Below are 24,228 nucleotides of genomic sequence, written 5' to 3' on the forward strand. Positions count from 1 at the left end.
TCCGGCGTTTGAGGACGAGGCCGTTCAGGCCGATGCGGGGGTCTGGGGGCGGCAGCCCCCAGGGATGGGACGGGTAGGGGCGGCGGGGGCGAGAAACCCCTCACGACGCGAACAGCCGTACAGCCCAAGCGGCATGCGCCTCCGCACTGATCTCCAGCAACGGAGCCGAAGCCGCAGGCAACACCTCGACCCCGTCGTCGAGAGCACGCCGCGCGGCGGACACCGCCTGATGAGCAACGACGTCCAGCTCGGGCGCCAGCCGCGCCAAAGCCGCCGTCGCGTCGAACGGATCAAGACTCAGCAACCGCACCGTCGCCGTCGCCGGCCCACTGACGCACTCGTACGCCGAGCAGTACGCGGCGTCCTCCGCACCGAGCCCCGCGGCCCGCGCCGCCAGCCCCAGCACGACCGGCTGATGCGCCCCCTTGGGAAACTCCCGCGCCAGCGCGTCGAGTTCCGCCGAAGGCCACGTCGCCCGGGCCGCCCGCATCAACTGCCGCCCGAGCCTGCGCGCGGCGACCCGCAGTGCCGGCGACGGCGTACGGGCGTCGGCGGCCGTGTCCAACGCCACCGGATCGATCCCGAGCGCGCTCGCGGCGGCCAGCGAGGCCGAGACGAGACCGGCGGTGTGCAGCCGCCCCCGGCAGAAGTCCTCCAGGCTCGCCGCCCCGGTGATCCGCCCGGCCTTGACGGCCGCCTCCGCCCCGCCGGAGTGGGCATGCCCTCCGGCGGGAAAGCGGCCGTCGGCCAGGACGAGTAGTGCTGCGCGGGTCATCAGAAGAGGAAGTAGCGCTGGGCCATGGGCAGTTCGGCGGCCGGAGTCGCCTCGACGAGCTCGCCGTCGATGTGCACGGCGAAGCTGTCGGGATCGACCCGCACCTGCGGCCGCGCGTCGTTCTCGCGCATGTCGGCCTTGGTCACCCCACGCGTCGAGTCGATGGCGACGAACCGCTTCCCGAGCGAGAGCCGCTCCGGCAGCCCGTCCTCGATGGCGAGCGGCGCCACGAAGTTGAACGAGTTAGAGGCCGGGGCCCGCCCGATCGCGCCGTACATCGGCCGGGGCAGAATCGGCTGCGGCGTCGGGATCGACGCGTTGGCGTCGCCCATCTGCGCGTACGCGATCTGTCCGCCCTTGATGACGAGATGCGGCTTGACCCCGAAGAACGCGGGCTCCCACAGCACCAGGTCGGCGAGCTTGCCGGTCTCGACGGAGCCGACCTCGCGGGCGAGGCCCTGCGCGAGCGCCGGGTTGATCGTGTACTTGGCGACATAGCGACGTACGCGGTGGTTGTCCGCGCGGCCGTCACCCGGGAGGGCGCCCCGCCGCCGCTTCATCACATGCGCGGTCTGCCAGGTCCGCATGATGACCTCGCCGACCCGCCCCATGGCCTGCGCGTCGGACGAGATGATCGAGATGGCACCCAGGTCGTGCAGGATGTCCTCGGCCCCGATGGTCGACGGCCGAATACGCGACTCGGCGAACGCCAGGTCCTCCGGAACGGCCGCGTTGAGGTGGTGGCACACCATCAGCATGTCGAGGTGTTCCTCGGCGGTGTTGACGGTGTACGGCCGGGTCGGGTTGGTGGAGCTGGGCAGTACGTGCGGCTCGGAGACCACGGTCATGATGTCCGGCGCGTGCCCGCCGCCCGCACCCTCCGTGTGGTACGCATGGATGCCGCGTCCGCCGATCGCGGCGAGCGTGTCGCCGACGAACCCGGCCTCGTTGAGGGTGTCCGTGTGGATGGCGATCTGGATGCCGGTGCGGTCGGCGACGGTCAGTGCGGCGTCGATGACGGCGGGCGTGGTGCCCCAGTCCTCGTGCAGCTTGAGGCCGAGTGCACCGCCGCGGATCTGCGACAGCATCGCGTCGTGCGAGACGGTGTTGCCCTTGCCGAGCAGACCGAAGTTGAGGGGGTACTCCTCCATCGCCTCCAGCATCCGGGCCAGATGCCAGGGGCCGGGGGTGACCGTCGTCGCCTTCGAGCCCTCGGCGGGACCCGTGCCGCCACCGACCAGCGTCGTGATGCCGGCGGCGAGCGCCTCGTCGGCGATCTGCGGACAGATCAGGTGGACGTGCGCGTCGATGGCGCCCGCGGTCAGGATGCGCCCGTTGCCCGCGATGATCTCCGTCTCCGGACCGATCACCAGGTCGGGGTGCACACCGTCCATGGTGTCCGGGTTGCCGGCCTTGCCGATGCCGGTGATCCGGCCGTCGCGGATACCGACGTCGGCCTTGACGATCCCCCAGTGGTCGATGATCACGACACCCGTGATGACCGTGTCCGGAGTGCCATCTGCGCGCGTAGCGCGCGACTGGCCCATGGATTCGCGGATGACCTTGCCACCGCCGAACACCGCCTCGTCACCGGCGAGTCCGGGCCCGCCGGAACGATCCTCCTCGATCTCGACGAGCAGATCGGTGTCGGCGAGCCGGATGCGGTCGCCGGTGGTGGGGCCGAACAGATCGGCGTACGCGGCACGCGAGATCTCAGGCATCGAGGGCACCTCCGGTCTCACCGCGCAGGCCGGGCACCACGCGGGCGCCGGTGAGCGGAACGAGTTCGACGTCGACGGGGATCCCGGGCTCGAAGCGCACGGCGGTGCCGGCGGCGACGTTGAGCCGCTTGCCGCGCGCGGCGGCACGGTCGAAGTCCAGACCGGGGTTGGCCTCGGCGAAGTGGTAGTGGGAGCCGACCTGGACGGGCCGGTCGGCGGCGTTGAGGACGGTCAGCCGGGTGACCTCGCGGCCTTCGTTGAAGGCGACGGGTCCGTCGGCGAACAGGATCTCTCCGGGAATCATGGCTCTCGCTCCCCCGTCAGACGATCGGGTCGTGGACGGTGACGAGCTTGGTGCCGTCCGGGAAGGTCGCCTCGACCTGGACGTCGTGGATCATCTCGGGGATGCCCTCCATGACGTCGTCCCGGGTGAGGATCTTGCGTCCGGAGGACATCAGTTCCGCGACGGTACGGCCGTCACGGGCGCCTTCGAGGATGTGCGACGTGATGAGCGCGATGGCCTCGGGGTGGTTCAGTTTCAGCCCGCGGGCCCGCCGCTTCTCGGCCACGTCGGCGGCCACATGAATCAGCAGCCTCTCTTGCTCGTGCGGGGTCAGTTGCACGGCGTCCCACCTCAGTCCTCGCTCCGGACCGTGCGGGGTCCGGTGGCCGCAGCCACCAAAACCCCTGGTGGCGTGGATGGGCACGCTAGTTGGCCGGAGTTTCAAGGACGTTAACCAGCCTGTGATCAATTCACCGCCGCGCGCTGGACGCCCCCCATGCTCATCAGGGCCCGCAGCCCGTCCTGGAGAGTCTTTGTGGGTACGGTGCCGAACACGGCCTGCTGCGCCGCGAACCCCTGCGCGAGCGCGATCATCGTCCGGGCCATGGCGTCGGCATCGGCGTCCTCGGGCATCAGCCCCGCGTCCTTGTAGCGCTCGACGACCTTCGCCCAGGCGGCGCGCACCTTGTCGTACCCCGTGGTCATGGCGACCGCCAGCCCGTGATTGCGCAGGGTCTCGGTCCACACCTGGATCATCAGCCGGGGGAAGACCCACTCACCGCCGTCCAGCACGCCCGGCCGCACCGCCTTCAACTGCTCCAGGACCCTGGGGATCAGCACGTCCGGCAGCGGGGGCGGGCTCTCAAGGGCCGCGCGCTCATAGGTGTCGCGCACCGTATCCAGCACCTCGGTGACGATCGCTCCGATCAGCTCTTCCTTGCCGCTGAAGTAGCGGTAGACGGCCCCCGCGGAGAGGTCGACCTCTTTGAGCACGTCCTGCATCGACGTGGCGTGGAACCCGTTGCGAGCGAAGCAGAGGGCGGCGCCGTCGAGGATCTGCCGGCGGCGGGCGTCTAGGTGTTCCTGGGATACGCGGGCCATGGCACCCAACGTAAAACGAACATTCATTCTTGACAAGGCGACGAGGCCGGCAGGACAGTGTGGGCAGTTCCTAAAACGAACGATCCTTCTTTTTGAATCGGCGAAACGAGGAAGATCATGTCCGCCACCTCCGCTACGCCCGCCGGCACCGCCGCACCCCCACCGCCGCTGCCACACGGCCGCCGCATGGTCGCCGTGATCGTGCTCATCCCGGCGCTGGTGGCACTGGCACTCTGGGCCTTCGCCTGGCCCGCCGCCCGCACCGCACCCCGCGATCTTCCGCTCGGCGTGGCGGGCTCCGCGACCGCGACCGCGCAGATACAGAAGCAGCTGGCGCAGAACCGAGGCGCCTTCGAGATCCACCGCTATGCCGACGAGGCCGCCGCCCGGGACGCCATCGAGAACCGGACCGTATACGGCGCGGTCGTCGCCACCGCGCAGGGACCCAAACTGCTGACCGCCTCCGCCGCGAGCCCACTGGTCGCCCAGCTGCTCCAGCAGGCGGTTGCCCAGCAGGCCCCCGAGGGCACGAAGGTGCCGACCGATGATGTCGTGCCCGCCTCCGCCAAGGACCCGCGCGGCGCGGCCCTGAGCGCGAGCGTGCTGCCGCTCGCCCTGGTCGGCATCGCCGCGGGAGCCGTCGTGACGCTGCTGGGCCTGCGCGGCACACGCGCCGCCGCCGCGCTGGTCGGCGCGGCGGCGCTGGTCGGCATGGTCGCGGCCGCGATCGCGCACAGCTGGCTGGGGGTCTTCACCGGCGACTGGTGGACGGAGGCCGCGGCGCTCGGCCTGTCGACCCTGGCCGTGGGCGCCGCCGTCGCCGGACTCGCGGCACTGATCGGCACTCCCGGGATCGGGCTCGGCGGCTTCGTGGTCATGCTGCTCGGCAACCCGTTCTCCGGAGCGGCCTCGGCCCCGGAGATGCTGCCCGAGCCCGTCGGGACGATCGGCCAGTGGCTGCCGCCGGGCGCGGGGGCGTCACTGCTGCGCTCGGTGTCGTTCTTCGACGGCGCCGCCGCTACCGGCCCGGCGCTGACCCTGGCCTGGTGGGCCGTGCTCGGCCTCGGCGCGATCCTGTTGGGCAGCGCGCTCAAGCAGCGCGGGACGGCCGCGGAGACGGTCACCGAGCGGGAGCCCGCACTGGTGAACTGACCGCCCGCTGACAACCTACTGACCAGCCACGGAGCGGACCGTGCGCCCCCGCTGTAGCGGACGGGGACGCACGGTCTCCGTGTTTCCGCATCCCCAGGCGTCCGCTGAACCGTCTTGTGCCTACGAGGCGTTGGGCCCCCGGTGCTCCGCCGCGATGCCGAACCGCTGTCGCTCGCGCGGCGCGGACGCGACCTCGCGGACGCTGGAGAGGGCGCTGATCACCTGCTCGTCCGCGGGCTCCTGGAGCTCTTCGAGGCGCTCCAGGTCGGCGGCGGAGACCAGGGCGACGAGGGGCTTCCCGTGCCGCGTCACTACGACGCGCTCACCGCCGTACACCACGCGGTTGATCAGGTCGGCGAGCTCAGCCCTGGCTTGCGTCACCGGAATCTCGTAGGCCATGCCCCCAGCTTAGACCGGTCCCCTGACACCGCCGGAGAGCGGAAGATCGCGTTCTGCCCCACCGCCATCGCCCCGTCCATACGATCAAGCGTCAGCTTCCGAAGGAGGCGTTCATGACAGCCAAGGAGGGGATCATGTCCAGCATTTCCAGGCGCTCATTGCTGGGATATTCAGGGACAGCGGCGGCGGGGGCTGCGCTCGCCACGGCCGGAACGACGCAGGACGCCGCAGCCGAGGACAGCAGCACGGCGGAGGTCACGTTCCCGCCCGACACGGAGTTCACCGGAGGCGTCAGCATCGCCGACATCGACGCGATGCTCCGCATATCCTTCACCGTCCAGTTGGACACGGCTCCCGCGGAAAACACCATCAGGCCCGCCGACGTGGCGAACGCGCTCTCCGAACTCGCCGTCTCCCGCGGCTGGCCACCCATCCACTTCAGCGGAAGACCCGCACCGGTCGCCATCAACTGACACCCGCAGACTCACACACACGCGCGCACGGCGCCCCGGACCGACTCCCGCTCCGGGGCGCCGCCGTTTTTCGCTCTCAGCATGCCCCCCTTCCCCGGAGACGTACGTCCTGTACATTTTTTACAGACGTCGATCCGAGGAGGCGCGCACCATGCACAGCCCGTCCGCCCGCTATGTCCTGCCCACGTTCACGGAACGGACCAGCGCGGGGCACCAGACCCTGGATCCGTACTCGAAGCTGCTCGAAGAGCGGATCGTGTTCCTCGGGACGCCGATCGACGACACGTCGGCGAACGATGTGATGGCGCAGTTCATGCACCTTGAGTACCTGGCACCGGACCGGGACATCTCGCTGTACATCAACTCCCCCGGCGGCTCGTTCAGCGCGATGTCGGCGGTCTACGACACGATGCAGTTCGTCACGTGCGACGTGGAGACGATCTGCCTGGGGCAGGCGGCGTCGGCCGCGGCCGTGCTGCTGGCCGGGGGCACGCCGGGCAAGCGGTTCGCGCTGCCGGGTGCCCGTGTGCTCATCCACCAGCCGTCGGTCTCCGAGCCGATCCAGGGTCAGGCGAGCGATCTGGCCATCCAGGCCGAGGAGTTGGTGCGCACCCGGAAGCTGCTGGAGGAACTGCTCGTGCGGCACACGGGGCAGAGTCCGGAGCAAGTCGCCGCGGACATCGAGCGGGACAAGATCCTGGACGCGCCGGCGGCGTTGGCGTACGGACTGATCGACCGGATCGTCCCGAGCCGCAAGGTCTCGCGCACCGCGCCCGGCGCGAGGTGATCGCCCGATGGTTCCCGAACTGCCCCCGCTGCCCGCGCTGACGCGCGCCGAGGCCGAGTTGATCGACCGTTACCTCGACGTGGTCGATCTGCTCGGACGCATCAACCCGGCCCGCCCCGGGGACACCTACCGCGGACTGCGGGCCGCTCAGGCGCTGGTCGGCAAGGCGACGGCGCTGCGTGACGCCCTCACGCTGATGCATCAGCGGGGTGAGAGCGAGGTGCACGCGCCGACCCTGGCACAGGCCCTGCGCGTCCTCGACGGGGAGCGGCGGGCGGCCCGGGTCACCCTGCCTCCCGACTCCCACAGTTGACGCACGCACACCCGGGCCGCGGCACGCGCCGAGCCGGCGAAGCGTCCGGCCCGGGTTTCAAACGGACCAAATGGTGTACCCCCCGATGGAGTAGACGCTGCTCCTTCCCAGAGCGCGGAAAAGTTGCGCAACGCGCGTAGCGGAGAGGCGGAACGAGTCGTTCCGATGCAGGTACGGGCATCGTCGGCTCCCTCAACACCCCCTCGAACGGAGGGGTGTCCACCCGAACGGGTGAGTGGTGAGTAACCCCACAAATCACCGGTTCCGCTCGGTTTTTCGGACACTCATGCGTGAAGATCCCTTTCGACGACAAGCCCCCGCCACAACGGCGGGGCGGTCCGGGCGGACGCCGAGTCCTGCCGCTGCCCGGATGACCGGTCGACAGAAGTGCATCGGCAGGAGTGGAGGACCCAGCACGACGGGCCGCCGGAGAGATTCCGGGCGGTCCTTGGGGTGAAGCCGCGTAAGCGGCCGGGCTACTTCGCCAGCCCGAATCCGACAGGTCATCCTTCACAGGCGGCTGACGAAGGGTTGCGCATGACTGCGCTCAATCGTGTCCCGTCGCTGTGGACCAGGGCCGGTACGGCCTCGGCTCTCACCATTGCCGCCGTGGGCGGCAGCCTCGTGGTCCCAGGCGTCGCACCCGACGCCGCTGCGGCCACTCCTGCGACGAAGGCACTTCAGGTCGCGGCTTCCAAGAAGGGCTCCCCGTACCAGTGGGGCGCCACGGGGCCGCGCCGTTTCGACTGCTCCGGGTTCACGCTCTACTCGTACAAGAAGGCGGGCAAGAAGCTGCCTCGTACGGCCGCGGCGCAGTACAACAAGACGCAGCATGTCTCCGCCTCGCATCGCAAGGCCGGAGACCTCGTGTTCTTCCACTCGGGCCGGAGCGTGTACCACGTCGGCATCTATGCCGGGAAGGGAAAGATCTGGCACTCCCCGAAGACCGGGGAGGTCGTGAAGCTCCAGAAGATCTGGACGAAGAGCGTCTGGTACGGCCGGGTCAGCTGACCCGCCCGAGGGGGTGACGGCGCACACCGCCGTCACCCCCTCGGGGCGTGAAAACGGGTCGGACCGGTTACTCGTCCACCATGGCCGAGCAACGTCCCCTCCCGACACGCCACGAGACGCCTCTCGAACGCGCCGACCGCAACTTCAGCGAGCTGCTCCAGGAGCTGCGCGTCACCCAGACAGGGGTGCAGATCCTCTTCGCCTTCCTGCTGACCCTGGCCTTCACACAGCGCTTCCCCTCGCTCGACACCGTCCAGCGCGCCACCTACGTCACCACGCTGCTGCTCTCGGTGCTGGCCGCCGCCCTGTTCACAGCCCCCGCGGCGCTGCACCGGTCGCTGTTCCAGGAGAACGTCAAGCCCGCCATCGTGCGGGTCTCCTCCCGGCTGGCCGGCATCGGTCTGTTCGTGCTGATGCTGGCGTTCACCGGATCGGTGCTCCTCGTCGTGGACGTGTCGCTGGGGCGTGCCGCCGGGATCGCGGCGGGAGCGGGCACACTGGCCGTCTACGTGGCGTTGTGGGGCGTGCTGCCCCGGCTGGTCCACCGTGCCCTCAGGCCCGCAGAGGTTCCACCGGCAGCACCGGACCGAGGCCCATGACCGCGCCGGACGACGGACATCCGTCTGCTGCCGCCCGTACGCCTTCGGGCGGGCCGGGCAGCACAGGCACACCCCCGGGTCGTCGGGACACGCCAACTGAGCCGCCTCCTACGGCTCTTGAGGTCCCCCGGCCGCCACCGGCTGGACCGGTGCCGTCCACGGCAGTTCGATGGAGACCGTCTTGCCGCCTTCCCTGGTGGGCCGGACGGCGAGTCTGCCGCCGCATTCCGCGGTCAGCCAGCGGATGATCACCATGCCGCGGCCGTTGTCCTGTTGGACGGCTGCGGGCAGCCGTTTCGGAAAGCGTGGGTGGCTGTCGGTGACGCCGAGGCGCAGGTGTTCGTCTCGGTCGAGCCGGACGTCCACCGTGAAGGTGGGCGACTGCCCGAAAGTGTGCTGGACGGCGTTGGTGGCTAGTTCGGACACGATCAGGCGTACGGTGTCCGCGACTTCGGAGTCGCACGGCAGGCCCCATTCGGCCAACACGTCGGCGACGAATTTCCGGGCCGCGGAGACCGAGGCGGGATCGCTCGGCAGAGTGACGGATGCTTCCTGGTGATCTGCCATGGCGACGTCGACCCTTTCCCACGGGACCGGAGTCCGACACGGAGCGGATGGTTCGAGTACGGTCCCGGACTGGTGCTTCGCGACAGACTGCCATTACCGGGCCGGTCACGGGTGCGATCCACCGAGATATGCATATATCTGTCGCTCGAAGCGGTGAACTCTGCGACGGCGGAGCGTATTTGGGCGGCTCGGAAGGAGTAAGGAGTACGGCCATGCAGCACGGTCCCGCGGTACGCCGCCGCAAGCTCGGTGCCGAACTGCGCGCGCTGCGCGCCGATGCGGGCCTCACCAGTGGTGAGGCGGCCCGCCTCTTGGGCTGGCACCAGTCGAAAGTGAGCCGGATCGAGACCGGCACCAGCGGGGTGAAGCCCTCGGACGTAGCACGGCTGCTGGACGCGTACGCCGTCGAGGATCCCGACTTACGGGATCTCCTGGTCGTGTTGGCGGGCTCCGAGGGCAACGGACGGCACCACTGGTGGCACGCCTATCGTGGGGTGCTGCCGTCGACGTACCGCGACTTCATCAGTCTGGAGTCGCAGGCCAGCGGGATGCGCACGCTGGAGACGTCCGTCGTGCCGGGGCTGCTGCAGACGCCCGAGTACGCCCGTGCGGTGACGCGGGCCGCCGTGGACGGTCTGGAGGACGGCAAGCTGGACGCCCTCGTCGAGGTGCGCCTCGCCCGCCAGGACGTGCTGCGTTCGAATCCACCGCTGGAGCTGAGCGCCGTTCTGGACGAAGCGGTGTTACGGCGTGAGGTCGGCGGACCGGAGGTCATGGCAAGGCAGTTGGAGCGGCTGCGAGAGGCTGCCGCCCTGCCTCAAGTGCGGCTTCAGGTCCTGCCGTTCACCGCCGGAGCACACATCGGAGTCACAGGTCCTTTCGTTATCTTCTCATTTCCGAACACAACTGATCTGGATGTGGTTGTTCTCGACCACTTGACGAGTAGCCTCTACCTCGAACGGAAAGAAGACCTTCAGGCCTACAGCGAGGCTTTCAACGCCCTTCAGTTCCACGCCCTTTCGCCCGAGGACTCGTTGGACTACATCGCCGGGATAGGTGACGGCGCGTAAGGAGGCACCCCCATGTCTGCACTGCCTCGGTACGTACCATCCAGCACTTCGCTGCACGACGTGCGATGGCTGCGCAGCAGCCGCAGCACGGGAATGAACAACTGCGTCGAGACAGCACGCCCCGGCCCGGGACCCTGGGCCGAACTGGTGGCCGTGCGCGATTCCAAGAACACGGCGGGGCCCGCCCTGCTCTTCGCTCCTGCCGCCTGGGAGGGATTCATCGCCGGACTGAGCTGACCGCCACCACACTCATCGCTTCTGGCTGATCACGCGTACGGCGTGCTCGATCTGCGCGTCGGTGAGGTCCGCGCGGGCGGTCAGCCTCAGCCGTGAGATGCCGTCGGGCACGGACGGGGGACGGAAGCAGCCGACGGCGAGTCCCGCCTCACGGCAGTCGGCCGCCCACCGCACGGCCCGCTCGGGGGACGGCGCGCGCACGGAGACGACGGCGGCGTCCGGTCGTACCGCTTCGAGGCCCTCGGCCGTGAGGCGGGTGTGCAGCGCCGTCGCCACCGCGCGCGCCCGTGCGGCACGCTCCGGCTCGCGGCGCAGCAGCCTGAGCGCCGCCAGGGCCGCGCCCGCCGCCGCGGGCGCGAGACCCGTGTCGAAGATGAAGGTGCGCGCCGCGTTGACCAGGTGGTCGATGACCGGAGCGGGGCCGAGGACGGCGCCGCCCTGGCTGCCGAACGACTTGGAGAGCGTGACGGTCACGACGACGTCCGGGGCGCCCGCGAGCCCCGCCGCGTGCGGCGCGCCCCTGCCACCGTCGCCCAGCACGCCGAGTCCGTGTGCGTCGTCGACGATCAGTCCTGCCCCGTACTCCCGGCAGGCGACGGCCAGTTCGGCCAGCGGCGCCGCGTCCCCGTCCACCGAGAAGACCGTGTCGGACACGGCGACGGCGGGCCCCTCGTGGGTGCCGAGCGCCTTGCGTACGGCGTCGGGGTCGGCGTGCGCGACGACCTGCGTGGTGCCGCGGGCCAGCCGGCAGCCGTCGATCAGCGAGGCGTGGTTGCCCGCGTCCGAGACGACGAGCGAGCCGTGCGGCGCGAGCGCGGTGACGGCGGCGAGATTGGCCGCGTATCCGGAGGAGAAGACGAGCGCGGACTCGAAGCCGCAGAAATCGGCCAGCTCGCGTTCCAGTTCGCCGTGCAGTTCGGTGGTGCCCGTGACGAGCCGGGAGCCGGTCGCGCCGCCGCCCCACCGGCGCGCGGCCTGAGCCGCTGCCCCGGTGATCTCCGGATGGCGTGCGAGCCCGAGGTAGTCGTTGCTCGCGAGATCGAGGAGCGGCGAGTCCGCGGGGCGCGGGCGCAGAGTGCGGACGAGTCCGGCCCGGCGGCGCGCCTCAGCCTGCTCGTCGATCCAGCCGAACGCCATGTGTCCTCCGGGCCGTGGGTGGCGGGTGTTTTGTAGGCAGCGCACAGACCCTAGCGGCCGGGCCAGTCGGGCAGGATGTGGCAATACCCACACGTCGAACCGTGTCTCTTGTGCAAAGTCTCCTTGGCCGGGAGCGGTCGCATAGGCAAGGATCGGATCTCATGGACCTGCTGAACACGCTGGTGGACAAGGGGCTTCGGCGCGAGCTGCCGACCCGCGACGAGGCGCTGGCCGTACTGGCCACCTCCGACGACGACGTGCTCGACGTGGTGGCCGCGGCCGGCAAGGTACGCCGCCACTGGTTCGGCCGACGGGTGAAACTGAACTATCTCGTCAACCTGAAGTCGGGCCTGTGCCCCGAGGACTGCTCGTACTGTTCGCAGCGGCTCGGCTCCAAGGCCGAGATCCTGAAGTACACCTGGCTCAAGCCGGACGAGGCCTCGCAGGCCGCGGCGGCCGGGCTCGCCGGGGGCGCCAAGCGGGTCTGCCTGGTGGCCAGCGGGCGCGGTCCGACGGACCGTGACGTGGCCCGGGTGTCCGACACCATCAAGGCGATCAAGGACCAGAACGAGAACGTCGAGGTGTGCGCCTGCCTCGGCCTGCTCTCCGACGGCCAGGCCGAGCGGCTGCGCGAGGCGGGCGCGGACGCGTACAACCACAACCTGAACACGTCCGAGGGGACGTACGGGGACATCACGACCACGCACACGTACGCCGACCGGGTGGACACGGTCCAGAAGGCGCACGCGGCGGGTCTGTCCGCCTGCTCGGGCCTGATCGCGGGCATGGGCGAGTCGGACGAGGACCTGGTCGACGTCGTCTACTCGCTCCGCGAGCTCGACCCCGACTCCGTCCCGGTGAACTTCCTGATCCCCTTCGAGGGCACCCCGCTCGCCAAGGAGTGGAACCTCACCCCGCAGCGCTGTCTGCGCATCCTCGCGATGGTCCGTTTCGTCTGCCCGGACGTCGAGGTCCGCATCGCGGGCGGCCGCGAGGTCCATCTGCGCACCATGCAGCCGCTGGCCCTGAACCTGGCCAACTCGATCTTCCTCGGGGACTACCTCACCAGTGAGGGCCAGGCCGGCAAGGCGGACCTCGACATGATCGCGGACGCCGGCTTCGAGGTGGAGGGCGCGGGCGAGGTGACGCTGCCGGAGCACCGGGTTCCGGTGGGTGGGGGCTGCGGCTCGCACGCGGAGTCCGGGTGCGGCTCGCACGAGGGTGCCGGCTGCGGTTCGCACGAGGGTGCGGGATGCGGGTCCCACGCGGGGGGCGGTGTGTGCGGTTCCGCTTCGGTGGCCGCCTCGGCTGCCGCAGTTCCCGTGGCTTCCGCGGAGAAGCCCTCCGAGGCGCGCACCGACCTCGTCGCCGTACGCCGCCGAGGTGCCGGAACGGATCTCGCGCCCAATGCCTGAGCCGTCCGGGCTGTCGGTGCGTGAGCTGCTCGACCTCGACCGTCGGCACGTCTGGCATCCGTACGGCCCCATGCCCGGCCGCCAGGAGCCGCTCGTCGTGGAGTCGGCGAACGGCGTACGTCTGAAGCTGCGCACGGCGGACGGAGCCGGGGACGAAGTCGTGGACGGCATGTCGTCCTGGTGGTCGGCCATCCACGGCTACAACCACCCGGTGCTCAACGACGCGGCGCGCGGCCAGCTGGAGCGCATGAGCCATGTGATGTTCGGCGGGCTCACGCACGAGCCCGCCGTTCAGCTGGCGAAGCGTCTTGTCGACATGTCACCCGCAGGACTGGAGCATGTCTTCCTCGCCGACTCCGGCTCGGTCTCCGTCGAGGTCGCCGTCAAGATGTGCCTCCAGCACTGGCGCTCGCTCGGCCGACCCGGCAAGCAGCGGCTGCTGACCTGGCGCGGCGGCTACCACGGCGACACCTGGCAGCCGATGTCGGTGTGCGACCCCGAGGGCGGGATGCACGAGCTGTGGCAGGGCGTGCTGCAACAACAGGTGTTCGCCGACGCGCCGCCGGTCGCGTACGAGGAGTCGTACGCCGATCAGCTGCGCAAGCTGATCGAGCGGCACGCCGACGAACTGGCCGCGGTGATCGTGGAGCCGGTGGTGCAGGGCGCGGGCGGGATGCGGTTCCACTCCCCCGACTACCTGCGGGTGCTGCGCGAGGCGTGCGACGCGCACGACGTGCTGCTGGTCTTCGACGAGATCGCGACCGGCTTCGGCCGCACGGGAGCGCTGTTCGCGGCGGACCACGCGGGCGTGACGCCGGACGTGATGTGCGTGGGCAAGGCGCTGACCGGCGGCTATATGACGATGGCGGCGACGCTGTGCACCGCGCGCGTGGCCGACGGCATCTCGCGCGGCGAGGTCCCGGTCCTCGCTCACGGCCCGACCTTCATGGGCAACCCGCTCGCCGCCGCGGTGGCCTGCGCCTCGATCGACCTGCTGCTCGGCCAGGACTGGCAGGCCGAGGTCAAGCGCATCGAGGCGGGGCTGCTGGAAGGACTGTCGGAGGCCGCGTCCTTGCCCGGTGTCCGGGACGTACGCGTCCTCGGCGCCATCGGTGTCGTCCAGCTCGACCACGAGGTGGACATGAAGGCGGCGACGGCAGCCGCCGTGCGCGAAGGCGTGTGGCTGCGGCCGTTCCGCGACCTCGTCTACACAATGCCGCCGTACGTCACGGGCGACACGGACGTCGCACGGATCACGCGCGCGGTGTGCGCGGCGGCGCGGGAGGGATGACATGCGGGTACTGGTGATCACGGGGACGGGCACGGAGGTCGGCAAGACGGTCACGACCGCCGCCGTCGCCGCGGCGGCCGTCGCCGCCGGGCGGTCCGTGGCCGTGCTCAAGCCCGCACAGACCGGTGTACGTCCGGACGAGCGCGGCGACGCCGACGAGGTGGCCCGGCTCGCGGGCCCCGTCACCACGCTCGAACTCGCCCGCTATCCCGAGCCGTTGGCCCCCGCGACGGCTGCCCGCCGAGCGGGTATGACGGCCGTGCGCCCGCAGCAGGTGGCGGAGGCCGCGGCCAAGCTCGCCACCGAGCACGACCTGGTACTGGTCGAGGGCGCGGGCGGCCTGCTCGTACGCTTCGACGACGAGGGCGGCACACTGGCGGACGCGGCGCGGCTCCTCGACGCACCCGTCCTGGTGGTCGCGTCGGCGGGCCTGGGCACGCTGAACACCACGGAACTGACGGCTCATGAACTGCGGCTCCGGGGGCTGGACTTCATCGGCGTAGTCATCGGCAGCTGGCCCAACGACGCGGACCTGGCGTCCCGTTGCAACCTCGCGGACCTCCCGGAGGTGTCCGCCGCCCCCCTGCTCGGCGCGGTGCCCTCGGGCGCGGGTGCCTACACCCCGGCCGACTTCCGCGCGGGGTCACCGAATTGGCTCGCCCCCCAACTGGGCGGCACCTGGAACGCGAACACGTTCACTTCGGCACAGGCCGTCTGAGGGAGAGGGGACCTCTCCGCTGGGCTCCCGCCAAGACGCGCCCCATCAGGGGCGCGGGGAACTGCGCGACCAGCCACAGTCGACCGGCAGCCAACGAACCACCCAAGAGCCCTCACCCCTCCCCCAGCAACCTCACCAACTCGATCCGCGACCGAATCCCCAACCGCGCGAAAACCCCCCGCAGATGGTGGTCAATGGTCCGCGGACTCAACGCGAGCCGAGCCGCGATCTCCCGGTTGGTCGCCCCGTCCGCAGCCATCCGCGCCACCATCAACTGCTGCGCGGTCAGCAGCCCCGCCAGATCACCGGCGCCCCCCGCAATGGCAGCCGGCTCCCCCAGCACCCGAAGTTCCCCCCGAGCCTGCGCAGCCCATGCCGGCGCCCCGAAGTACTCGAACGCTTCGAGCGCGCTGTGCAACCGGTCACGCGCCTCCGTACGGCGCCGCAGTCGCCGCAGCGCCCCGCCGAACAGCAGCTCCGTACGGGCGCGTTCGAAGTCGCGGGTTCCGGAGGCGTGCAGGTCGAGGGCCGTGCGGTAGTGCTCCACGGCTTCGTCGCCGCCCGCGAGGAGGGCGTGGCAGCGCGCGCTGAGGGCCAGGTCGTCCGCGCTGCGCACGGTGCGCGCCCAGTGGTCGTAGTCGGCGTGGGCGGCCCGGGCGACCCGGGTGTCGCCGGTGCGGACGGCGGCCTCGACGTAGAGCGGGGTCGCGAGATGCCGGATGGCCCGGTGTCCGTGGCCGGGGCCGAACCCGGCGAGGGCGCGCAGCCGGGCCGCGGAGGCGGCGAAGCGGCCGGCGCCGAGGTCGAGGAGGGCGAGCGCGAACAGGGCCAGCGCGGCGGGGAGGCCGAGCCCGCGCTCCAGGGCGTAGGAGCGGGCGGCCTCGGCACGCTCCCGGCAGACGTCCTCGTCGCCGGTGACGGCGGCGAACATCGCGAGGGCGGCCTGGAGATGACAGGCCCCGTTGTCCTGACCCGTGGCGTACGCCTGGTGCAGTGCCTCCAGGGTGGCGGCCTCGGCGGCCCGTGGGCGCCCGGTCCAGAAGTCGGCGTAGGCACGGAACTCCATGGCCTGCGGCACGGTGGCCGCCTCTCCCCTGGCCTTGGCCGCGGCGGCTGCCCGGACGGCCGCGGTGGCGGCTCCGGTGTGGTCGCCGAGCAGCAGGGCCGCGATCCCGGAGTGGATCAGCAGGGTGGGGTCGCCACCGGGACCGCACCGTCCGGCGGCGGCCTTCAGCACGTCGCGCGCGTCGTCGTAGCGGCCCTCGAAGGCGGCGGCGAGGCCGCCCAGTGTGCCCGGCGGCACGATCCCGAGCCGGTCGGCGACGGCGGCCGCCTCCCGGCAGCGCCGCAAGTCGCCGGTGTAGATGGCGGCTTCGGTGGCCCGGGCGAGGAGGTGGGCGGGGGCGTCGGGGGCATGGGACGCCGCCGCGTCGCCGCCGGCGTACCGCACCGCGGCCGTGAGCAGCGCATCGAACGCGTCGGTCGCGTCGCCCGCGCGCAGAGCGAGCAGGCCGCTCAGTGCCTCGTCCGGGGTGTATACGGCGAGGCGGCGGGCGCGGTCGCCGTCGCCGGACCGCCAGGCGTCGGCGGCGGCGCGGGACAGCAGCCGGCTCCGCTCCTGCGGGTCGGGTGACAGTGTGGCGGCGCGTTCGACGAGGGCGCAGGCCAGGGCGTGTTCACCCGCGCCGCGCGCCGTCTGTGCGGCGGCGCGGAGTTCCGCCGCGAGCCGTCGGCTGGGCCCGAGGGCGGCGGCACCCCGGTGCCAGGACCGCCGGGGTGACTCGCCCTCTCCGCGCAGGACGCGGGCGAGCAGTTGATGGACGGCGCGCCGGTCCGTCGCGGAGGCGGTCTCGTAGGCGGCGATCCGCGTCCAGTGATCGCGGAAGACGAGTCCGCCGGCGGTGGTGTGGGCGAGCCCGGCCACATCGGCGACGTCGAGCGGCCGGGTGTCGAGCCGGGCCGCGGTGACGGCGCGCAGGAAGGCGTGGGTGGGGACCGGGTACTGGTCGGCTGCCGCGAGGAGCAGCAGGAGGCGGGTGCCGTCGGGCAGGGCGCGGACTTCCTGCCGGCTGCTGCGCAGGAGCGCCGGTGGTTGCGCGGGAAGCGGGTCCAGACCGGCGCGTTGACGCTCGGTCAGTACCGAGGCGAGCTCGGCGGCAGCACGGGCGTCTCCGTGGGCGGCGCGCAGGATCCGTACGCGTACGCCCTCCGGAAGTCCTTCGGGACGTTGTTGGACGCCTTCAGGAAGTGGGGTGCCGACACGCTGCCACGCGCGCGGGAGCTGCGGTGGCGAAGCGTGCGGGAGAGGCGGGGGGTTCACCGAAGTCACCACACGTAAGACGTTACTGGCGAGTTAACTGGCAAGTAAAGACCGGCGATTTCACCGATGCGGCGCGCGTAGACCCGCCTGACACTCCAGGCAACCCCACCCGTTCCAGGAGGCACCATGCAACGCCGCATGCGCCGTATGGCCACGTTCTTCTCCGCCGTGGCCGCAGCGCTCCTTCTGTCGCTCTCCCTCTCCGCCTCGCCCGCCCAGGCCGCCACCCACAACCCCGTGGTCTTCGTGCACGGCCTCAGTAGTTCGTCGAGCAGTTGGGACGACTGGATCGCCGACTTCGAGGCCGACGGCTACTCCTCTTCCGAGCTGTTCGCCTGGTCCTACGACTGGTCGCAGTCGAACGTGACCACCGCCCAGCAACTGGCCACCGAGGTCAAGAGCGTGCTCGCGCAGACCGGCGCCTCGAAGGTCGACCTGGTCGTGCACTCCATGGGCGCGCTCAGCGCGCGCTACTACCTCAAGAACCTCGGCGGGACGTCGTACGTCGACGACTTCGTCTCCTCCGCGGGGGTGAACCATGGGACGACCGTCGCCTCGTGGTGCAAGTGGCTGTATACATCCTGTGCCGAGATGTACACCGGCAGCTCGTTCCTGACGTCGCTGAACTCCGGTGACGAGACGCCGGGCAGTGTCTCGTACGCCAGCTACTGGTCGAACTGCGACGACGCGCTCACCCCGGACACCACCGCGATCCTGTCCGGCGCCACCAATGTGGAGGTCGGCTGCATCTCGCACACCGACATGAACAACGATTACGGCGTCTACGAACAGGTGCGCGACTTCATCGCCTGACGCGCGACGCGTGGGGCGGGCGTCCTGGGGGGACAATCACGGTAAGGCCCGTCCTCCCGGGAGGTCCGCCATGCCGCTCATGCCGCTCGGATCAGCCGCCTCCGGCAAGGTGACACGGGACGCCGTGCACCATCCGCTGTTCGCCCGCTACTACGCCCGCATCAGTGTGACCGCCGAGACCCGGTGGGGCGTGGGCGGCGTACGCGAGAGGCTCCTCGCCGGGCTGTCCGGGCGGGTCATCGAGATCGGCGCGGGCAACGGCCTGAACTTTGCACACTATCCGGGCACCGTCTCGGAGGTCGTCGCCATCGAACCCGAGCGGCTGCTGCGGCAGTTGGCGGTGGAGGCCGCCCTCCGCTCCGGCGTCCCCGTCGACGTGGTGCCGGGCGCGGCGGAGGCCCTGCCGGTCAAGAGCGAGGCGTTCGACGCGGCCGTGGTCTCGCTGGTGCTGTGCAGCGTCCGCGATGTGCCGCGCGCCCTCGCCGAACTGCGGCGCGTGCTGCGACCCGGCGGCACCCTGCGGTTCTTCGAGCACGGCAAGGGCGGCGGGCGCGCGATGACCTACACGCAGCGCGGCCTGGACCGCACGGTGTGGCCGCGGCTGAACGGCGGCTGCCATCTGTCCCGCGACCCGGTCGCCGCGCTGCGCGACGCCGGGTTCGAACTCGGCCCGTACCGGCGGATGCTGATGCCGGAGAAGGGGCCCCGGCTGCCCACCTCGTACTGCGTACTGGGCACCGCGCGCCGCCCCGAGGCCGACGCGTAGTCACAGACTCCATTGCCGCAGGACGTGTGCGATGTCCTGCACCGTTGCCTCGCCGCCCTTCACCAGGCGGGCGAGTTCGCGCACCTGCTCGGGGGAGGTGACGACCTTGAGGCCGCTGGCGACGAGATAGGCGTACGCGACGGCCGAGGCGAACATCGCGTTGGAGCGTTCGAGCGCCGGTACGTGCAGCAGGAGCTGGAGCAGCGCGGCGGCGCGGGCGTGCGGGCTGTCGTAGACGGGAATGCCGAATATCTCCGCCTCGTGCCGGCTGACGGCGGCGACGAGGGCTCCCCAGTCGGTGACCTGGGGGTCTCCGGGTGTGTTCCGTTCGGCGATCATGAGAAGCCAGGCAAGGTCGACTCTGAGACTGCTCAAGGGATCAACGACGACCTTCGCGCGTGCCTTCTCGGTCCGCGCCGAATTCCTCGGCGAAGACGTTCTCGTACTGCTTCATGAAATCGGCGGCGGCCTCCACGAAGGTGTGGCCCACCTCCCCGGTGTCCTGTCTGACCAGCTCTTCGATGTAGCGGTTCACACTCATCCCGCGCTCCAGGGCTCGCTCGCGGGCGGCGCGGGCCGTGCCCTCGTCCACCCGTACGTTCAGCTGAGTCTTCGCCATGCTTTCAAGCTAGCGCCGGATTGCTAGCACCGACAAGAGGACCCCGGTGGATGCGAGGGTGGAGAGCGCCGGTGGAGAGTGCCCCCTACACGGGTATCGGGGGCACGACCTGGGGCGGAGACCGCCCGACACCTCGGGGGGATACCAAGTGTGCCCCCGATCACATTAGGCTCGGCCGCGACGAGGGAGTCGGGACGTCCATCACCAGGGAGGCGGCCTTGTCCACACCTGCTGCGGAGCACGCCGTCGGCCGCGCGGAGGCGGACGGAATCGCCGCCCGCGCACGCGGCCTGACGAAGGCGTACGGCTCGGGCGAGACGGCGGTGCTCGCCCTCGACTCGGTCGATGTGGACATCGCGCGTGGCCGCTTCACCGCGGTCATGGGCCCGTCGGGCTCGGGAAAGTCCACCCTCATGCACTGTCTGGCGGGGCTCGACACCGTCTCGGCCGGACAGGTGTGGCTGGGCGACACCGAGATCACCGGACTGAAGGACCGCGAGCTGACCCGGCTGCGGCGGGACCGGATCGGCTTCATGTTCCAGTCGTTCAACCTGATCCCGACGCTGAACGCGGCCGAGAACATCACGCTGCCCATGGACATCGCGGGCCAGAAACCCGACCAGAAGTGGCTGGACCAGGTCATCGACACGCTCGGTCTGCGCGACCGGCTGAGGCACCGGCCCTCGCAGCTGTCCGGCGGCCAGCAGCAGCGCGTCGCCTGCGCCCGGGCGCTCGCCTCGCGCCCCGAGCTGATCTTCGCCGACGAGCCGACCGGCAACCTCGACTCCCGCGCGGGGCTCGAAGTCCTCGGCTTCCTGCGCGAGGCGGTCGACGAACTGGGCCAGACCGTCGTCATGGTCACCCACGATCCCGGCGCGGCCGCCCACTCCGACCTGGTGCTCTTCCTCGGGGACGGGCGGATCGTGGACGAGATGGAGCGGCCCACGGCGGAGGCGGTGCTGGAGAGATTGAAGCGGTTCGACACGATCCGGGTGACCTTCGACGGCGTGGGCAGCCAGAGTGAGGCGACTTCCGACAGCGCGTCCGGTGCCGTATCGCCTGACGGCGGCTCCGGCGACGTAACCCTCGACAAGGACTGATGCGGACGTGCTCAAGGCGACTCTGCGGAGCTTTCTCGCGCACAAGGGGCGGCTCCTGCTCTCGGCGCTGGCCGTCGTGCTGTCGGTGGCGTTCGTCGCGGGCAGTCTCATCTTCTCTGACACGGTGACGCGCACCTTCGACCGGCTGTTCGCCTCCACCGCGGCCGATGTGACCGTGGAGCCGAAGAACGACCTCACCTCGCAGATCCCGACCGGCGCCACCCAGACCGTGCCCGCCGCGCTCGCGGACCGGCTGACGAAGGTCGACGGCGTCGCCGCCACCCATGTGGACGTCGATGTCGAGAACGCCACGGTCGTGGACAGCAAGCACAAATCGGTCGGACCGACGACGGGCGCGCCGACCATCGTCACCAACTGGGAGGTCACCAAACGCAGTCCGGTCAAACTGACCTCCGGGCACGAGCCGAGGGGAGACGGCGAGGCACTCCTGGACGCGGACACCGCCAAGAAGAAGCACGTCCGTATCGGTGACACCCTGACGGTGCAGGCGCAGCCCGGCCAGTTCAAGGCGCGGATCGTCGGCATCGCCACCTTCACCACCACCAACCCCGGCGCCGCGCTGATCTTCCTCGACACCCCGACCGCACAGACCAGACTGCTGGGCAGCCCGGACGCCGCCACGAGCATCTCCGTGGACGCGGCGCCGGGTGTCAGCGATGCCCAGCTCAAGCAGCGCATCGCCGCCGAACTCGACACGAAGACCTACGACTTGAAGACGGCCTCCGAGCAGGCCAAGTCCGCCGCCGCCCAGCTCGGCGGATTCCTCGACGTGATCAAGTACGTGATGCTCGGCTTCGCCGGGATCGCCGTGCTCGTGGGTGTCTTCCTCATCGTCAACACCTTCTCGATGCTCATCGCCCAACGCACCCGGGAGCTGGGCCTGTTGCGGGCGCTCGGCGCCGACCGGCGCCAGGTGCGCCGGTCCGTGCTCACCGAGGCGCTGCTGCTCGGCCTGGTCGGTTCCACGCTGGGACTCGCCGCGGGGATCGGGCTCGCGGTGGGGCTGATCAAGCTCATGACCGCGTTCGGCATGAACCTCAAGTCCACCGAGATGGTGATCGGTTGGGCGACACCCGTGTCGGCGTACGTCGTCGGGGTCGGCGTCACCTTCGTGGCGGCGTACCTCCCGGCCAGGCGCGCGGCGGGCGTCTCCCCCATGGCGGCCCTCGCGGACGCGGAAGTCGCCGGTGTGGGACGGCCGTTGCGGGTGCGCGCCGTGGTGGGCTCGGTCGTCGGAGCGGCCGGTGTCGCCGCGCTCGCGGGGTGCGTCGCCTCGTCGAAGACGTCGACGGCCGCCTCCCTGCTGGGACTTGGGGTCGTTCTGACGCTCATCGCGACAGTGATCGCGGGGCCGCTCCTGGTCAGGCCGGTGATCCGGGTCCTGGGCGGGGCCTTCCCCGCGCTCTTCGGCTCGGTCGGCCGGATGAGCCAGCGCAACGCGCTGCGCAATCCACGGCGCACGGGCGCCACCGCGGCCGCCCTGATGGTGGGACTCGCCCTGGTCGGCGGGATGTCCGTGGCCAGCGCGTCCATGAGCAAGTCCTTCGACCAGCAGATCGACAAGACGCTGGGCGCCGACTTCGTGATCCAGAACAGCAACTTCGTGCCGTTCACGCAGGAGCTCACCGACAAGGTGCGCGGCACGGAGGGCGCCGGGCTCGTGGTCCGCCAGCGGTTCACGCCGGTCGCCGTGCGGCTGCCGGACGGCAAGAGGATCGAGACGACCGCCGCCGCCTACGATCCACGGCTCGACGAGGTCGCCCGCATCACGTATGCCCAGGGGGACACGGCGGCGGCGCTCGCCGACGGGCACATCGCCATGGACGTGAAGTTCGCGCGGAAGCACGGCGTGCGCGTCGGCAGCACGATCCCGGTCGAGTTCCCCGCCGGACGGAAGACCGAGCTGACCGTGGGGGCGCTCAGCGATCAGGACGCCGCCGAGGGCTTCGGCATGCAGGGCGGCCTGTACGTCGGCTTCGGCACGATCGAGAAGTACCTGCCCGGCGGACAGGACTCCGCGCTGTACGTGAACGCCGCCTCGGGCACCAGCGCCGATCAGTTGCGCGCGCATCTGAAGAAGACGCTGGCCCCGTATCCGCAGGTGCGGGCCCTCGACCAGGCCGACTACAAGAAGCTGATCCACGATCAGATCGCCGTGCTGCTCTACCTCGTGTACGCACTGCTCGGGCTCGCGATCGTCATCGCGGTGCTCGGCGTCGTGAACACCCTGGCCCTGTCGGTCGTCGAGCGCACCCGGGAGATCGGGCTGCTGCGCGCCATCGGGCTCGCCCGGCGGCAGCTGCGCCGGATGATCCGTCTGGAGTCGGTGGTGATCGCCGTGTTCGGCGCGGTCCTCGGCCTGGCGCTGGGGCTGGTCTGGGGCGTGTGTGTGCAGCAAGTGCTGGCGCTGCAAGGCATGAAGGCGTTCGCCGTCCCCTGGACGACGCTCATCGCGGTCGTGGTCGGTTCGGCGGTCGTGGGCATCGTGGCGGCGTTGCTGCCGGCGTTGCGTGCATCCCGCATGAATGTGCTGGCGGCGATCGCGCACGAGTGATGTACTCGCGCCAGGTCCGTTGACGCACTCGCGTCCTGTCCGCCCCTCGCGCGCAAGTCGCTTGTGAATGAGGAGAGTTCATGCCGCAGCCCTTACGTCCCTTCCGTTTCGGCGTCAACATGCTCGCCCCCGCGCCCGCCGACGAGTGGCGTGCGAAGTGCCGCCGGGCCGAGGAGCTCGGCTACGACGTGATCACGGTGGCCGACCATCTCGGCATGCCCGCCCCGTTCCCCGCCCTGGTCGCCGCCGCCGAGGCGACCGAGCGGCCCCGCCTCGGCACGTTCGTGCTCAACGCGGGCTTCTGGAACCCCGCACTGCTGGCCCGCGAGGTGGCCACCACGGACGCGCTGACGGGCGGCCGCCTCGAACTCGGCCTGGGGACCGGCTACGTACAGGCGGAGCACGAGACGGCGGGTCTGCCCTGGGGTTCGCCGCGTGAGCGGGTCGACCATCTCCGGCATACGGTCGAGGAGTTGGACCGGCTCCTCGGCTCGGAAGAACAGCAACCGCAGGCCGTGCAGAAGCCTCGCGTTCCGCTGCTGATCGGCGCCAAGGGCGACCGGATGCTGCGGCTCACCGCCGAGCACGCGGACATCGCCGCGTTCACCGGCGCGCGCACCAATCCGAGCGGCGGGCTGGAGCCGCTCACGGCCGAGGAGCTCGACGAACGCGTCGCCACGTACCGGCGGTTCGCCGCGGGACGCACCGAGCCCGCCGAGATCAACCTGCTGATCCAGATCGTGATCGTCACCGACGACCGCGGCGCGGCCATTCAGGAGTGGCTGCCCCGCATCCCCCAGCTGACCGAACAACAGGTCCTGGATCTGCCGATCGTCCTGGTGGGGACCCTGGAACAGATCGTCGAGCGGGTGCGAGCGCAGCGGGAACGGTACGGCATCTCGTATCTGACCGTCCTGGAACCGAACATGGAAGCGTTCGCTCCCGTCGTCGAGGCACTGAGCGGCGAGTGACCGTCGGCCGCCCGC

Annotated in this window: 27 protein-coding genes and 1 riboswitch; of the genes, 16 read left to right on the top strand and 11 right to left on the bottom strand. The window is 70.7% G+C overall.

The window, feature by feature from the left end; translation table 11 throughout:
- Nucleotides 1-100: 100 nt before the first annotated feature.
- From OG975_RS07115 to OG975_RS07135, 5 genes are all read right to left on the bottom strand, one after another.
- Nucleotides 101-775: an urease accessory protein UreF gene (locus OG975_RS07115; protein ID WP_406328226.1), complete on the bottom strand. Its 675-nt coding sequence runs from the start codon at nucleotides 773-775 to the stop codon at nucleotides 101-103.
- Nucleotides 775-2,496, bottom strand: coding sequence for an urease subunit alpha (locus OG975_RS07120; RefSeq protein WP_406328227.1), 1,722 nt, complete (start codon nucleotides 2,494-2,496; stop codon nucleotides 775-777). The genes OG975_RS07115 and OG975_RS07120 overlap by 1 nt, the downstream gene beginning before the upstream one ends.
- Nucleotides 2,489-2,800 (bottom strand): urease subunit beta, encoded by a 312-nt coding sequence (locus tag OG975_RS07125; protein ID WP_054228979.1) that lies wholly within the window; start codon nucleotides 2,798-2,800, stop codon nucleotides 2,489-2,491. Before OG975_RS07125 ends, OG975_RS07120 begins: the two co-directional genes overlap by 8 nt.
- 16 nt (nucleotides 2,801-2,816) lie before the next feature.
- Nucleotides 2,817-3,119, bottom strand: a complete 303-nt coding sequence (locus tag OG975_RS07130) for an urease subunit gamma (protein WP_121416835.1) — start codon at nucleotides 3,117-3,119, stop codon at nucleotides 2,817-2,819.
- A gap of 125 nt (nucleotides 3,120-3,244) precedes the next feature.
- The gene (locus tag OG975_RS07135) at nucleotides 3,245-3,880 is read right to left on the bottom strand and encodes a TetR/AcrR family transcriptional regulator (protein ID WP_406328228.1); all 636 of its coding nucleotides are present in this window, start codon (nucleotides 3,878-3,880) and stop codon (nucleotides 3,245-3,247) included.
- A 186-nt stretch (nucleotides 3,881-4,066) separates the two neighbouring features.
- Between OG975_RS07135 and OG975_RS07140 the strand changes: the two genes are divergently transcribed.
- Complete coding sequence (locus OG975_RS07140; RefSeq protein WP_406336180.1) at nucleotides 4,067-5,032, top strand: ABC transporter permease; 966 nt, start codon at nucleotides 4,067-4,069, stop codon at nucleotides 5,030-5,032.
- Nucleotides 5,033-5,152: 120 nt separating this feature from the next.
- Here the strand turns inward: OG975_RS07140 and OG975_RS07145 are convergent, their stop codons facing one another.
- Nucleotides 5,153-5,431 carry a type II toxin-antitoxin system Phd/YefM family antitoxin gene (locus OG975_RS07145; protein ID WP_406328229.1) on the bottom strand — a complete coding sequence of 93 codons (279 nt, stop codon included), beginning with the start codon at nucleotides 5,429-5,431 and terminating at the stop codon, nucleotides 5,153-5,155.
- 113 nt (nucleotides 5,432-5,544) lie between these two features.
- Between OG975_RS07145 and OG975_RS07150 the strand changes: the two genes are divergently transcribed.
- From OG975_RS07150 to OG975_RS07170, 5 genes are all read left to right on the top strand, one after another.
- Nucleotides 5,545-5,904: a twin-arginine translocation signal domain-containing protein gene (locus OG975_RS07150; protein WP_406328230.1), complete on the top strand. Its 360-nt coding sequence runs from the start codon at nucleotides 5,545-5,547 to the stop codon at nucleotides 5,902-5,904.
- Between the two features lie 151 nt (nucleotides 5,905-6,055).
- Nucleotides 6,056-6,691, top strand: a complete 636-nt coding sequence (locus tag OG975_RS07155; RefSeq protein WP_406328232.1) for an ATP-dependent Clp protease proteolytic subunit — start codon at nucleotides 6,056-6,058, stop codon at nucleotides 6,689-6,691.
- Nucleotides 6,692-6,698: 7 nt separating this feature from the next.
- On the top strand, nucleotides 6,699-7,004 hold the full coding sequence (locus OG975_RS07160; protein ID WP_369256331.1) for a hypothetical protein: 306 nt from the start codon (nucleotides 6,699-6,701) through the stop codon (nucleotides 7,002-7,004).
- Nucleotides 7,005-7,351: 347 nt separating this feature from the next.
- Nucleotides 7,352-7,538, top strand: a riboswitch (cyclic di-AMP (ydaO/yuaA leader).
- Between the two features lie 3 nt (nucleotides 7,539-7,541).
- Nucleotides 7,542-8,015, top strand: coding sequence for a C40 family peptidase (locus OG975_RS07165; RefSeq protein WP_406328234.1), 474 nt, complete (start codon nucleotides 7,542-7,544; stop codon nucleotides 8,013-8,015).
- Nucleotides 8,016-8,095: 80 nt separating this feature from the next.
- Complete coding sequence (locus OG975_RS07170) at nucleotides 8,096-8,614, top strand: DUF6328 family protein (RefSeq protein WP_406328235.1); 519 nt, start codon at nucleotides 8,096-8,098, stop codon at nucleotides 8,612-8,614.
- A 108-nt stretch (nucleotides 8,615-8,722) separates the two neighbouring features.
- Here the strand turns inward: OG975_RS07170 and OG975_RS07175 are convergent, their stop codons facing one another.
- The gene (locus OG975_RS07175) at nucleotides 8,723-9,181 is read right to left on the bottom strand and encodes an ATP-binding protein (protein ID WP_381253854.1); all 459 of its coding nucleotides are present in this window, start codon (nucleotides 9,179-9,181) and stop codon (nucleotides 8,723-8,725) included.
- Between the two features lie 212 nt (nucleotides 9,182-9,393).
- Here OG975_RS07175 and OG975_RS07180 point away from each other — a divergent pair, with 212 nt between their 5' ends.
- Nucleotides 9,394-10,251: a helix-turn-helix domain-containing protein gene (locus OG975_RS07180; RefSeq protein WP_406328236.1), complete on the top strand. Its 858-nt coding sequence runs from the start codon at nucleotides 9,394-9,396 to the stop codon at nucleotides 10,249-10,251.
- 12 nt (nucleotides 10,252-10,263) lie between these two features.
- Nucleotides 10,264-10,488, top strand: a complete 225-nt coding sequence (locus tag OG975_RS07185; RefSeq protein ID WP_327427017.1) for a DUF397 domain-containing protein — start codon at nucleotides 10,264-10,266, stop codon at nucleotides 10,486-10,488.
- A 12-nt stretch (nucleotides 10,489-10,500) separates the two neighbouring features.
- On the opposite strand, the gene OG975_RS07190 is transcribed toward OG975_RS07185, so the two are convergent.
- Nucleotides 10,501-11,625 carry an 8-amino-7-oxononanoate synthase gene (locus OG975_RS07190; RefSeq protein WP_381253861.1) on the bottom strand — a complete coding sequence of 375 codons (1,125 nt, stop codon included), beginning with the start codon at nucleotides 11,623-11,625 and terminating at the stop codon, nucleotides 10,501-10,503.
- Between the two features lie 161 nt (nucleotides 11,626-11,786).
- On the opposite strand from OG975_RS07190, the gene bioB reads away from it, so the two are divergent.
- The 3 genes from bioB to bioD are packed head-to-tail and all read left to right on the top strand — an operon-like array spanning nucleotide 11,787 to nucleotide 15,049.
- Nucleotides 11,787-13,040 carry a biotin synthase BioB gene (gene bioB / locus OG975_RS07195; protein ID WP_406328238.1) on the top strand — a complete coding sequence of 418 codons (1,254 nt, stop codon included), beginning with the start codon at nucleotides 11,787-11,789 and terminating at the stop codon, nucleotides 13,038-13,040.
- Nucleotides 13,033-14,331 carry an adenosylmethionine--8-amino-7-oxononanoate transaminase gene (locus OG975_RS07200; protein WP_406328239.1) on the top strand — a complete coding sequence of 433 codons (1,299 nt, stop codon included), beginning with the start codon at nucleotides 13,033-13,035 and terminating at the stop codon, nucleotides 14,329-14,331. The genes bioB and OG975_RS07200 overlap by 8 nt, the downstream gene beginning before the upstream one ends.
- Nucleotide 14,332: 1 nt before the next feature.
- Nucleotides 14,333-15,049 carry a dethiobiotin synthase gene (gene bioD, locus OG975_RS07205; protein WP_406328240.1) on the top strand — a complete coding sequence of 239 codons (717 nt, stop codon included), beginning with the start codon at nucleotides 14,333-14,335 and terminating at the stop codon, nucleotides 15,047-15,049.
- A gap of 112 nt (nucleotides 15,050-15,161) precedes the next feature.
- Here the strand turns inward: bioD and OG975_RS07210 are convergent, their stop codons facing one another.
- Nucleotides 15,162-17,378: a LuxR C-terminal-related transcriptional regulator gene (locus OG975_RS07210; RefSeq protein WP_406336181.1), complete on the bottom strand. Its 2,217-nt coding sequence runs from the start codon at nucleotides 17,376-17,378 to the stop codon at nucleotides 15,162-15,164.
- A gap of 117 nt (nucleotides 17,379-17,495) precedes the next feature.
- Between OG975_RS07210 and OG975_RS07215 the strand changes: the two genes are divergently transcribed.
- Both OG975_RS07215 and OG975_RS07220 read left to right on the top strand, forming a co-directional pair.
- Nucleotides 17,496-18,182, top strand: a complete 687-nt coding sequence (locus OG975_RS07215) for an esterase/lipase family protein (protein ID WP_406328242.1) — start codon at nucleotides 17,496-17,498, stop codon at nucleotides 18,180-18,182.
- 79 nt (nucleotides 18,183-18,261) lie between these two features.
- The gene (locus tag OG975_RS07220) at nucleotides 18,262-18,948 is read left to right on the top strand and encodes a class I SAM-dependent methyltransferase (RefSeq protein ID WP_406336183.1); all 687 of its coding nucleotides are present in this window, start codon (nucleotides 18,262-18,264) and stop codon (nucleotides 18,946-18,948) included.
- On the opposite strand, the gene OG975_RS07225 is transcribed toward OG975_RS07220, so the two are convergent.
- Complete coding sequence (locus OG975_RS07225) at nucleotides 18,949-19,323, bottom strand: fic family toxin-antitoxin system, toxin component (protein WP_327427024.1); 375 nt, start codon at nucleotides 19,321-19,323, stop codon at nucleotides 18,949-18,951.
- Nucleotides 19,324-19,327: 4 nt separating this feature from the next.
- The gene (locus tag OG975_RS07230; protein ID WP_327427025.1) at nucleotides 19,328-19,567 is read right to left on the bottom strand and encodes a toxin-antitoxin system HicB family antitoxin; all 240 of its coding nucleotides are present in this window, start codon (nucleotides 19,565-19,567) and stop codon (nucleotides 19,328-19,330) included.
- Nucleotides 19,568-19,785: 218 nt separating this feature from the next.
- Here OG975_RS07230 and OG975_RS07235 point away from each other — a divergent pair, with 218 nt between their 5' ends.
- The 3 genes from OG975_RS07235 (at nucleotide 19,786) to OG975_RS07245 (ending at nucleotide 24,213) form a co-directional block, all read left to right on the top strand.
- A complete protein-coding gene (locus OG975_RS07235) occupies nucleotides 19,786-20,667 on the top strand; it encodes an ABC transporter ATP-binding protein (RefSeq protein WP_406328243.1) in 882 nt (293 codons plus the stop codon).
- Between the two features lie 7 nt (nucleotides 20,668-20,674).
- Entirely contained in the window at nucleotides 20,675-23,242 is a 2,568-nt protein-coding gene (locus OG975_RS07240) for an ABC transporter permease (protein WP_406328245.1), read from the top strand.
- Nucleotides 23,243-23,322: 80 nt separating this feature from the next.
- Nucleotides 23,323-24,213, top strand: coding sequence for an LLM class F420-dependent oxidoreductase (locus OG975_RS07245; RefSeq protein WP_406328247.1), 891 nt, complete (start codon nucleotides 23,323-23,325; stop codon nucleotides 24,211-24,213).
- The last annotated feature ends 15 nt before the right edge of the window (nucleotides 24,214-24,228 follow it).

Source organism: Streptomyces sp. NBC_00203 (assembly GCF_045206325.1).
Taxonomy (GTDB): Bacteria; Actinomycetota; Actinomycetes; order Streptomycetales; family Streptomycetaceae; genus Streptomyces; species Streptomyces lutosisoli.